At 41.6% G+C, this 10,082-nt stretch carries 11 protein-coding genes, 1 pseudogene and 1 riboswitch; all 12 genes and pseudogenes read left to right on the plus strand.

Going from position 1 to position 10,082, the window contains the following annotated elements; translation table 11 throughout:
• Window positions 1-570: 570 nt before the first annotated feature.
• Window positions 571-1,719: a tRNA guanosine(34) transglycosylase Tgt gene (gene tgt / locus OCV48_RS08980; protein ID WP_021981729.1), complete on the plus strand. Its 1,149-nt coding sequence runs from the start codon at window positions 571-573 to the stop codon at window positions 1,717-1,719.
• 87 nt (window positions 1,720-1,806) lie between these two features.
• On the plus strand, window positions 1,807-2,079 hold the full coding sequence (gene yajC, locus OCV48_RS08985) for a preprotein translocase subunit YajC (protein WP_449495041.1): 273 nt from the start codon (window positions 1,807-1,809) through the stop codon (window positions 2,077-2,079).
• A 139-nt stretch (window positions 2,080-2,218) separates the two neighbouring features.
• Window positions 2,219-2,355: riboswitch (FMN riboswitch) on the plus strand.
• Between the two features lie 235 nt (window positions 2,356-2,590).
• Window positions 2,591-3,667, plus strand: a complete 1,077-nt coding sequence (ribD, locus tag OCV48_RS08990; protein ID WP_262559505.1) for a bifunctional diaminohydroxyphosphoribosylaminopyrimidine deaminase/5-amino-6-(5-phosphoribosylamino)uracil reductase RibD — start codon at window positions 2,591-2,593, stop codon at window positions 3,665-3,667.
• 163 nt (window positions 3,668-3,830) lie between these two features.
• Entirely contained in the window at window positions 3,831-4,499 is a 669-nt protein-coding gene (gene ribE, locus OCV48_RS08995; protein WP_147591717.1) for a riboflavin synthase, read from the plus strand.
• 77 nt (window positions 4,500-4,576) lie between these two features.
• Window positions 4,577-5,776, plus strand: coding sequence for a bifunctional 3,4-dihydroxy-2-butanone-4-phosphate synthase/GTP cyclohydrolase II (locus OCV48_RS09000; protein ID WP_021981725.1), 1,200 nt, complete (start codon window positions 4,577-4,579; stop codon window positions 5,774-5,776).
• A 36-nt stretch (window positions 5,777-5,812) separates the two neighbouring features.
• The gene (ribH, locus tag OCV48_RS09005) at window positions 5,813-6,280 is read left to right on the plus strand and encodes a 6,7-dimethyl-8-ribityllumazine synthase (RefSeq protein ID WP_021981724.1); all 468 of its coding nucleotides are present in this window, start codon (window positions 5,813-5,815) and stop codon (window positions 6,278-6,280) included.
• 547 nt (window positions 6,281-6,827) lie between these two features.
• Entirely contained in the window at window positions 6,828-7,292 is a 465-nt protein-coding gene (locus OCV48_RS14075; protein WP_394803262.1) for an SEL1-like repeat protein, read from the plus strand.
• Window positions 7,247-7,525 (plus strand): annotated as a pseudogene (locus OCV48_RS09015) (type IV secretory system conjugative DNA transfer family protein); the annotation flags it as partial. The gene OCV48_RS14075 and the pseudogene OCV48_RS09015, both read left to right, overlap by 46 nt.
• Before the next feature lie 351 nt (window positions 7,526-7,876).
• On the plus strand, window positions 7,877-8,425 hold the full coding sequence (locus OCV48_RS09025; protein WP_262559510.1) for an RNA polymerase sigma factor: 549 nt from the start codon (window positions 7,877-7,879) through the stop codon (window positions 8,423-8,425).
• Window positions 8,412-8,774, plus strand: coding sequence for an MFS transporter (locus tag OCV48_RS09030; RefSeq protein ID WP_147591718.1), 363 nt, complete (start codon window positions 8,412-8,414; stop codon window positions 8,772-8,774). Before OCV48_RS09025 ends, OCV48_RS09030 begins: the two co-directional genes overlap by 14 nt.
• Window positions 8,761-9,387: a histidine kinase gene (locus tag OCV48_RS09035; RefSeq protein ID WP_262559512.1), complete on the plus strand. Its 627-nt coding sequence runs from the start codon at window positions 8,761-8,763 to the stop codon at window positions 9,385-9,387. Before OCV48_RS09030 ends, OCV48_RS09035 begins: the two co-directional genes overlap by 14 nt.
• Window positions 9,384-10,013, plus strand: a complete 630-nt coding sequence (locus tag OCV48_RS09040) for a PrsW family intramembrane metalloprotease (RefSeq protein WP_262559514.1) — start codon at window positions 9,384-9,386, stop codon at window positions 10,011-10,013. The genes OCV48_RS09035 and OCV48_RS09040 overlap by 4 nt, the downstream gene beginning before the upstream one ends.
• Window positions 10,014-10,082: the final 69 nt, after the last annotated feature.

Below are 10,082 nucleotides of genomic sequence, written 5' to 3' on the forward strand. Positions count from 1 at the left end.
TGTAAGAATTGCTAATTTGTAGATATCTTTTTCGGCTCTTTTGATTATTTGAGTTCATTCAATGCCATACACTTAAACCGATTTGTCCGTCTATGCCACACACTTGATTTATGACGTATCGTGTGCAAGTTATATGCCGTCAGATGCAAATGGTCGGTGCAGTAAATCACCGTTCAAGCGAAGCGCGTTTGATTAGCTGCACCGTAATAGACTTTGCAGATGACGGCATTTACTTGCACTAGATAAAGGAATTATGAAAGCGTGTGTCATAGACGGACATCTCGGCTTAAGTGTATGTCTGTTGAATGTACACAAAATTTGAGCCGAAAAAAGATATCTTACAAATTTACACAATTCTTACAAGGTATTTCGATATTTATATCTGTCAAATTTACTTTAACAGATGGATAATGCTACATATATATGTGCTAAGTTTGAGTTTGAAATCTAAAAAACCTATAAAATCTAAAGTGGCAACTTGCAATAGATTAAGAAATAAGATATACTATCAACTGTGTGTTCAGAAAATGAACAAAGTATAATGTGCTATGAAAATAGAACGGAGAAATTATGAGTAAGAATTACAAATTAATAAATATGGATGGAAAGGCTAAACGTGGAGAGTTTACTACCGTTCATGGCGTGATACAGACACCTGTATTTATGAATGTAGGAACAGCGGCAGCTATTAAAGGCGCTGTATCTACAATGGATTTACAACAGATAAAGACTCAGGTAGAATTGTCTAATACATATCATCTTCATGTGAGACCGGGAGATGATGTGGTTAAGAAGATGGGTGGCCTGCATAAATTTATGGTATGGGATAAACCTATTCTTACTGATTCGGGTGGTTTTCAGGTATTCTCACTTGCAGGTTTAAGAAAGATTAAGGAAGAGGGTGTATATTTTAACTCTCATGTAGATGGCCGTAAGATTTTTATGGGACCTGAACAGAGTATGCAGATACAGTCTAATTTAGCTTCTACAATTGCTATGGCATTTGATGAATGTGCACCAAGTACCGCTGATGAGAAATATATAAGAAATTCAGTAGAGAGAACTACAAGATGGCTTAAGCGTTGCAAAGAAGAGATGAAAAGACTTAACAGCCTTGATGATACCATTAATAAACATCAAATGCTATTCGGAATAAATCAGGGTGGTGTCTTTGAAAATATTCGAAAAGAACATGCAGATATTATTTCAGAACTTGATTTGGACGGATATGCAGTAGGTGGTCTCGCAGTAGGTGAAACGCATGAAGAGATGTATAGAATATTAGATGAAGTAGTACCACATCTTCCTACAGATAAGCCAACATATCTGATGGGTGTGGGCACTCCGGCTAATATATTAGAGGCAGTTGACAGAGGTATTGACTTCTTTGATTGTGTATACCCAAGCAGAAACGGAAGACATGGACATGTATATACTAACAGAGGTAAGATTAATCTGTTTAATGCTAAATATGAATTAGACTCAAAACCTATTGAAGAGGGCTGCGATTGTCCGGCCTGCAGAACTTATAGCAGAGCATATATAAGACATTTACTTAAAGCTAAGGAAATGCTTGGAATGAGATTATGCGTACTTCATAATCTGTATTTCTATAATACAATGATGGAAGAGATAAGAGATGCTATCGAGAATAACCGATATAAAGAATATAAGAAGCAGAAATTAGAGGGCTTTTTAGAAAATGATAATAACAAATAGAAATTATTTTAGGAGGAATTATTTATGAACACAGCATTAGCAATGTTAGCAGCAGAGAAAACAGCTTCGGCAGGACAGGGAATCGTTATGATTCTTGGATATGTAATCGTATTTGGTGCATTTATCTATTTCTTAATGATAAGACCACAGAAGAAACAGCAGGCACAGATGAATACATTATTATCATCATTAGAGATTGGTGACAGTGTATTAACAACAAGTGGTTTCTATGGTGTTGTAATAGATATTAATGATGATGTGGTTATCGTAGAATTCGGTAATAACAAGAACTGCAGAATACCAATGCAGAAAGCTGCAATCGTTGATGTAGAAAAAGCAGCAGATGGTATTGAAAAATAAAAACAAATGTATTATAATCCTAGATGGTTGATAAATGACTTATTGCAGTTGTTATTTATAGCAGGCATTTAGAAACTACAGAAAATATAATAGATTTATATTTATGTAGAAATATTTATATTAAAATTTATATGAGATATGAAGTCTTCAGGGCATGGTGAGATTCCATACCGGCGGTAAAGCCCGCGAGCTGATACATTTACGTAGAAGCATGATTCGGTGAGACAATTGTTAATTCCGAAGCCGACAGTAAAGTCTGGATGAGAGAAGAACTTAATATATGCAGGTAATGTGATACTAAGTACCCCTGATGACTAGGCAGTTTATAGCTATTAGTTGTCAGGGGTTTTGCTTTGTGCACACATTTTTCTATAAGGAAATGTCATGTAAAGTGATGTAATGACGTACAGTCATATAAAAGTAGTGCAGAAAAAGTGGCACAGAAAAGGCAGTGTATAATATCGCAATCGATATTTACAGATATGTATTTAAACGGATAAGGAGGATTGCAATGGACGAGAAATATATGAGAAGAGCGATAGAGCTTGCTAAGTCTGCAATGGGACATACTTCACCTAATCCGATGGTAGGCTGTGTGGTTGTTAAAGATGGAAGAATAATCAGCGAGGCTTGTCATGAAAGATATGGAGAATTTCATGCTGAAAGAAATGCATTGTTAAGATGCAAGGAAGATACTAAAGGTGCTGAATTATATGTTACATTAGAGCCATGCTGCCATTATGGTAAGACACCACCATGCACAGAGATAATTATTGAAAAAGGAATCAGTAAAGTATATGTGGGCAGTATGGACAGCAATCCGTTAGTATCAGGTCATGGTGTGGAAATACTAAGACAACATGGAATTGAAGTCGAATGTGGTATCTTAGAAGATGAATGTATTAAGATGAATGAAATATTTTTCCATTACATCAGTACAAAGACACCATTTGTAGCAGCTAAATATGCAATGACATTAGATGGTAAGATTGCAGCATACACAGGTAATTCTAAATGGGTTACATCTGAGCAGTCAAGACTTCATGTTCAACAGCTTAGAAAAAAATATTCAGGAATTATGGTTGGGATAAATACGGTTTTAGCCGATAATCCAATGCTGAATTGCAGAATAGAGGAGGGAGTTAATCCTGTAAGGATAATTCTTGATTCGAATTTAAGAATACCTGAAGATTGTAATATCGTTAATACCGCTAATGATATCAAAACAATTATAGCATACTGTAAATGTGAAGAAGCTAAGCTCGAAAGATTAAGTGAAAAAGGCATCACATTTATTAAGACTAAGGGTGAAAGAGTTGATTTGAAAGAATTAATGATTAAACTTGGTGAAATGAAGATAGACAGTGTGCTTATTGAGGGCGGTGCAAGTGTAAATGCTGCCGCATTCGAAAGTGGTATTGTAAATAAAGTGTATGCATATATTGCACCAAAGATTATTATGGGAGAAAATGCAAAATCTCCGATTGGTGGCAAGGGAATTGCACTTATGAAAGATGCAATTAATCTAGAAGATATAACGGTAACAAATATAGAAAACGATATTCTTATAGAGGGATATGTAAGATAGAATATCTTCGGAAAGGATAGTGCGAAAAATCGAATTGATATGTCGATTTTTCACACAGTTAATTAGTATCACAGGTGATACTAATTAGCGTTTATCGCAGAGCCAAATCTGAAATTTGGCCCGCGTTTCCTGCGATATAGAATATCTTCGGAAAGGAGAAGAGATGTTTACAGGTCTTGTAGAAGAAATCGGTACTGTTAACCGTATCAATATGGGAAATAATTCAGGAACTATTGATATAAAGACAGGAAAAATTCTTAATAATACAAAAATCGGTGACAGTATTGCTGTTAACGGAGTGTGTCTTACGGTAACAAAGTTAAAAGGAGACACATTTGAAGCAGATGTTATGGCTGAAACCTTCAGGAGAAGTTCACTTGGTAAACTTAAGGCGAAATCACACGTTAATCTTGAAAGAGCCATGGCTGCTGATGGAAGATTTGGGGGACATATTGTATCAGGACATATTGATGGGACAGGAACCGTATCAGAGATAAAGCCTGAAGAAAATGCAATATGGTATACCATATCGGCTGATAAGAAGATTTTAAGATATATAGTCGAAAAAGGTTCAATTGCCATTGACGGAATAAGCCTTACTGTGGCATATGTTGATGATAAATGCTTCAAAGTATCTATAATTCCACATACGAAAAGTGAAACAATTCTTCAATATAAATCAGCTGGAGATATAGTTAATCTCGAATGTGATATCATTGGTAAATATGTTGAAAGGCTTATGACATTTAAAGAAGATAGTGAAAGCGGCAATCAAGACAGCAGTAAAGGTAGTAATGTAACATTAGAACTGCTTGCAAGATGCGGCTTTTAGGCATATTAATTTATAGAAAGGAATAACCACTGTTAGTATAGATATAAAATACTAATCAGATTATTAAGGTGAAAATAATGAAAGAAATAGGAACAATACCTCAGGCGTTAGAAGATTTAAAGAATGGTAAAGTTATATTAGTTATCGATGATCCTGACAGAGAAAATGAGGGAGATTTGATATGTGCAGCAGAATTTGCAACACAGGAAAATGTTAATTTTATGGCATCTGATGCAAAAGGACTTATCTGTATGCCAATGAGCAAAGAATGGTGCCAGAAACTCGATTTACAGCAGATGGTAAGTGTAAATACTGACAATCATTCTACTGCCTTTACGGTTTCAATAGACCATGTAGATACAACAACAGGTATTTCAGCATATGAACGTTCATATACAGCAATGAAAACAGTAGAAGATGGTGCTAAGCCTGAAGATTTCAGACGTCCTGGTCATATGTTTCCACTTGAAGCAAGAGAGGGTGGCGTATTAAAAAGAGCAGGACATACAGAGGCTACTGTAGATCTTGTGACATTAGCAGGGCTTAAACCGGTTGGTTTATGCTGTGAAATAATGCGTGAAGACGGAACAATGATGAGAACAACAGAATTGTTACAATTTGCTGATGAACATAATCTCACAGTTATTACAATTGCAGATTTGATTAAATACAGATTAGAAATGGGTGGACTTGTTAAGAAAGAGGCAAAAGCAAAACTACCAACTAAATATGGTGAATTTGTTATACATGGATATGAAGAAGTATTGACAGGACATCACCACGTTGCACTTACAATGGGTGATATATCAAACGGAGAGCCTGTATTATGCCGCGTTCATTCAGAGTGTCTTACAGGTGATGTATTCGGTTCAGCAAGATGTGATTGTGGCGAACAGTTAGAAGAAGCTATGAAAATGATTGCTAAAGAGGGAAGAGGAATTTTAGTCTATTTAAGACAGGAGGGAAGAGGAATCGGTCTTATTAATAAGTTAAAAGCCTATGAACTTCAGGAAAAGGGATATGATACTGTTGAAGCAAATGTTAAATTAGGCTTTGCACCTGATTTGAGAGATTATGGAATCGGAGCAGAGATACTATATGATTTGGGTGCAAAACATCTTAGATTACTTACCAATAACCCAACTAAGATATCAGGTTTGTCAGGATATGGAATTACAATTGATGAACGTGTTCCAATTGAAATTAAAGCCGGTAAATATGATTTATTCTATCTGAAAACAAAACAAGAGAAAATGCATCATATGACAAACTATTAATAAAATTATATTAGATTAGAAAGAAGGAAAAAGATTATGAAGATTTTAGAAGGAAATGTAGTAGGCACAGGCGCAAGAATAGGAATGGTTGCAGCAAGATTTAATGAATTTATTGTATCAAAACTTGTATCAGGTGCAGAAGATGCTCTTGTTCGTCATGGTGTAGATAGTGATAGTATTACACTTGCATGGGTTCCAGGAGCATATGAGATTCCTGTTATAGCTAAGAAAATGGCAGAAAGCGGAAGATATGATGCTATTATCTGTTTAGGAGCAGTTATCAAAGGTTCTACAAGTCATTATGATTTAGTATGTAACGAAGTCAGCAAAGGAATTGCCGCAGTCAGCTTAGAAACAGGTGTACCTGTATTATTTGGAGTTATTACAACAGATAATATTGAGCAGGCAATTGAGAGAGCAGGAACAAAGGCAGGTAACAAGGGTTATGATGTTGCCTGCTCTGCAATAGAAATGATTAACCTTATTAAAGGTGGATTAAAATAAGAGAAACAAAATATACTAAATAACAGAATGGATATGATAAATGGTCCAATCTGGAATAAAATTATACAATATGCACTTTTAATAGCGGCAACTTCCTAATCCTTAGTGAAACAGAGTTATAGTAAATAACATTTATTGACTTTGATGATGTTATAAATATTGATTCTGAAAACGTCACATTTGTAAATGGTAAATAAAAATTTTAATTGTGTGAAACCAGTAGACAAAAAATCTACTGGTTTCATCATGTTCAAAATTATCTAAGATAATGGATTTTTTTAAATTATAGGATTTTCTGCTCCATAGAAGTCCATTGAAATTGAGTATTTGCATCATACCATCGATTGCTTATCATTAACTCTGTATCGTTATCGAGGCGGACTTTCTGGAAGTTGTAACCCTTATTCATAAAATACTGACCCAGTTTCATCCTCATGATATGTTCCGCATTTGCCGTATGGAATGCGTTGTCTGACTTTGACGGTGTACTTCGGCAGTAGTACAAAAATGGATATTCAGCATTTTGTAGGAAGTCAGTTACTTTCTGGTGGAAAGGCTGATATTTGTAACCAGTAACAGCACAAGTATCCGCAGCTTTAAGATAGCCGCGGATAACGGCAACGATTACGCCGAATGCCGTCTCGGTAAAATCTATCTTTACGGCAAAGATGTTCCGAGAGATAGCGATAAGGCGATGTACTATCTTCATCTTGCCGCCGATCATGACAATCAATATGCCGCACAGCTCATCCACAGCATTAAGGTAAACGGCAATTGGACGGCGGCACTTGCCTCTCTTCGCCTGCTCGGACACATGGCTCGTATCATCCAAAACCACTTGGAGGACGAGCGCAAAAGCAGAGGAAACAGCATCGACCGCAAGCTGCGCCGGCAGACAGACTTGGTCGCACTCCTGCAAAGTCAGGGCGAACACTTAAAACGCTCCGGCAAGGAATATGAGTGGTGTTCTGTGCGCCAGAGAAGCGGCACATCGTGTCGGTATTCAATGTAATTCAAGAGCTACTCGCTCCGTCCAAAAAGAAAGGCAAGAATCAGTTTCAGCAGCTGATGGAGTTACTGCCGAACGAGCATAAGGCAAAATGGTTTGCGGGTGCGGCACTGAACACCACCGAACAGAGTATGGCAAGTGTTATGAGTACGGCACTGTCAAGGCTCAACGCTTTCCACGACACCGAGTTAGAGCAACTCCTGTGCTTCGACACTGAAATCGATGCTGAAACCTTCGTGCTAAGTCGTCCGTGTCGACTTGCTTTTATTCGGATATTCGTATATAATGTATTGCATTGAGTATTATCCATGCGGAGGTGCGGTATGAACGGGATCAAGGGCTATATCTCCATTCGGGGGGGTGCCCTACCGTTGTGGCGTGTCGGAGCGGCGGGTCAATCAGTATTGCGTCGAGGGGCGGATCTCTGGCGAGTCCCAGTTCGGGCGTTCATGGGCGATTCCGGAAAATGCGGAAAAGCCGTCCGACCTGTGCTTTTAGGAACAGCACCGCGATCCCGGCAGGACAAGCACCTGACGGATCCCTTCAGCATTGGAATTGGAAGCATCCGCAAAAAGGAGGTGAGTGCGATGGCCTGCGATGAAACCCTATACCGCCAATATCTTAGCGGCGACGACGCTGGGCTGGAAGCCCTGATGAAAAAATACGGCGCCCCCCTGACCCTGTATATCGACGGCTATCTGCACGACGTTCACGAGTCAGAAGAGCTGATGCTGGACGTTTTCGCCTATCTGTTCACGAAAAAGCCCCGAATCCGGGAAGGCGGCCTCAAGGCGTATCTGTATAAGGCGGCGCGGCACATGGCGTTGCGCCATAAGAGCAGGAGGAAGCCCCTGTTCAGCCTCGATGCACTGACCGACGAGCCGGAGGGACGGCTGCTGGTGGAGGAGGTTATACGGACGGAGGAGCGAAACCGCACCCTGCACTTCTGCATGAGCGAAATGAACCCGGACTATCGGGAAGTCCTCTATCTCACCTATTTTGAGGATATGAGCTACGCACAGGTGGCGGAGGTCACGGGAAAAACGGTAAAACAGATCACCAACATGGTGTATCGCGGAAAGAAAAGCCTGCGAAGGCTACTGGAACGGGAGGGAATCACAAATGCGGAGTCATGAAGAGCGCGTCGCGGAGACAAAGCGGCGCATTGAAAAAATTGAGCGGGAAAAACGGCTGCGGCGCAATACGGTCACCATGGCTTCTACCGTGGTGGCGTGCCTTGCGCTACTCATCGGCGCGTCCTTCGCCATGCCCGGCATTGCCGCAAGCATCCAGGCAGGCGACTATGCGGGCTTTGGAACGGCGGCCAGTATGTACGGCGTTGGCGCGGCTTTGGGATACATTGTTATCGGGTTGCTGGCCTTTCTTCTCGGTGTGTGCGTGACCGTTCTGTGCTTCCGGCTGCGGCAGATGAGCCGTGAGGACGGGCAGGACAAGGAAAGCGAGGATGCACATGGAGCTGATTGAGAACCTGTTGCAACTGCTGGTCACGTTCGTCGGCGCGCTGCTTTCCGGCATATCCTACCGGACAAGCCGCAGGCAGGCGTTTTTTCTGCTACTGTGCTTTTATGGCTGCTTTGCCCTCGGTGCGCTCTACTGGACGCTGTACCTGCTGCTGTTCGATACCACGCCGCAGGTCTTTTATGTGTCGGAGTTCGGCTGGGTAGCCAGCGTAATTTTTCTGCACATTTTACAGGCCACGCTCTCCGACACGGAGGAACGCGCCTTCCGCTGCCGCAGGGCATGGCTTGCACCTATGTTCGGCGTGCCGCTGCTGGCGTTCTACTGTGTTTTCGGGGACATTCTCTCCAACCTTATCTGGTGCGGCATGATGATATGGCTCTCCTTCTGCGCCATTCGAGGGCTTGCCTATGCGAAAACGCAGATGGGCGCGTCGCGGAATATGCGGTGGTTTCACATCGGCGTGCTGTGCTTTGTGTTCGCTGAGTATCTGCTTTGGACGGCGGGCTGCTTCTGGCCAGATACCTCACCGGCGAGCCCAACCTTCTGGTGCGATATGCTGCTGACGCTTGCGATTCTGGGGTTGCTGCCCGCCACGAGAAAGGCGGTGGAAGCATGACCTATATCGAAAATATCTTCCTCTGCATGGTATCTCCCCTGTTGGTGGCCGCATTGTGCATGGGCAGGCGGCAGCTCCGCTTCTTCCTGTTTAGCATTGCCGGGATGGGTGTGTGTCTGCTTTCAGCCTATATCAACACCTTCCTTGCGGCGGTGTGTCAGGCGGACGCCCTTGCCGCCACGGCGGAGATCGCACCGGTGGTGGAGGAAATGATGAAGCTGCTGCCGCTGGTGTTCTATCTTCTGGTGTTCGAGCCGGAGGGGGATAAAATCAAAAGTGCAGCAATAACAGTATCCCTCGCCTTTGCCACCTTTGAAAATGTGTGCTATCTCATCCAGAACGGCGCTGACCGATTCTCCTTCATCTTCTTCCGTGGCTTTGGCACGGGAGCCATGCACGTCCTCTGCGGTCTGATTGTGGGCGGAGGGCTTGCCTACACATGGCGGCGGACGTGGCTGAAGGTCGCGGGCACCTGCGGACTGTTGGGCGCGGCCATTACCCTCCACGCCATCTATAATCTGCTGATCGCTTACGGCGGCACGACGCAGTACATCGCCTACGCCCTGCCGGTGCTGCTGGTGGTGGCGGGAAGGCTATCCGTTTTCCGATTATCACGGAAGCAATAACTGAATATCCATTCCTTGAGAGTTGCTTTTTGGCGACTCTCAATTTTTTTTGAAAAATTTTGCGTTTTG

Source organism: Bovifimicola ammoniilytica (assembly GCF_025567085.1).
GTDB classification, from domain to species: Bacteria; Bacillota; Clostridia; order Lachnospirales; family Lachnospiraceae; genus Bovifimicola; species Bovifimicola ammoniilytica.